This is a genomic window from Vibrio sp. 2096 (assembly GCF_033339595.1).
GTDB classification, from domain to species: domain Bacteria; phylum Pseudomonadota; class Gammaproteobacteria; order Enterobacterales; family Vibrionaceae; genus Vibrio; species Vibrio alginolyticus.
The window spans coordinates 1-1,068 of record NZ_JAWOUX010000104.1 but is presented as its reverse complement, the minus strand read 5'-3'; the positions used below and the strand labels follow the sequence as shown (position 1 = coordinate 1,068).

1 pseudogene is annotated in these 1,068 nt (G+C 44.7%); it reads left to right on the top strand.

The window, feature by feature from the left end:
• Positions 1–573, top strand: a pseudogene (locus R7Q41_RS24365) (assembly protein); the annotation flags it as partial.
• Positions 574–1,068: the final 495 nt, after the last annotated feature.

Here is a 1,068-nt window from a genome sequence, read left to right as displayed (position 1 = left end):
AAAAGCCATTCTCAGTCCAATAAGCATGTTCAAGAAGCGCAAGCGAAAGACATTAGACCTTTCTGGAAGCGATGGCCCGTTATCGGTACCGCTTTGCTTTTGGGTGTTGGTTTGCCTATCAACATCATGGCGTGGTGGCCTGAACCCGAAAAAGCACCGGAACCAGTAAAGCAGCAAAATGTTAACGTCGAAATTCCAGCTGGCACGCCAACAGCTCAAGGAACGGAGACTTCACCCAAGAAAAAGAACAGTTCCGGTTTTGGTCCTTTAGATGGTTACGACTTTTTTATCACTGGTTACGCTAAGCAAATAGCGCTTAGAACTAGGTTGAAATCAATGGCAGAGCTAAACCGTGACCTGACTTTCTACAAGATATACATCGATGTTTACGATGGTACGGATAAGCTTTTCAGTTTCGACCATACAGATTTGGTTGATATTGGCTACCAGTTCGAGATTCTTTCAGATTGTGTCTATCGGGTAACTTGGGAAGATTCAGAAAGGATCTTCACTTGCGGCCAACGCGAAAAGCCAACTGACATTCTTCAGCAAAACGTTCCTGTTCAGATATAGCAATGCTGATAAACATTCTTTGGGCTTTGTTCTGGGGCTTCTGCATTTGGGGAACAATAATGCTATTTAGATGGGCAACCTCTAGTTAGACCGCTCGCCGCAAGAAGTGATATTGAGCTTGCGAAAATCGCTTCGAGGAAGCGGAACATGTACACAGCCAATCTTTGGCACGTTCACACAGGACTTATTTATGATTGATTCAATTATCGCTTGGATAGATGCCTATGAGTTTTCATGGTGGCATTCACCGTTTTGGTTCTTTTTGAGCTTTGTTTGGTATGTGCTTTGGGATAGGCTTTTCGAGCACCTTAACCCTTATCCTTAGTGCGCATTATGGGTGAGTGTTATGTTGAGTGGTTCGCCTTTGGCCTAGAACGCGCAAAGGGTGGGCGAGAGACTTGCTCATTGTCGGCTTGCCGTACATGCCAGGAAAGAGAATCGCTTTGAAGTGAGAGCCCGTAACATAACACACATAATGCTGCACTAATGAAATGA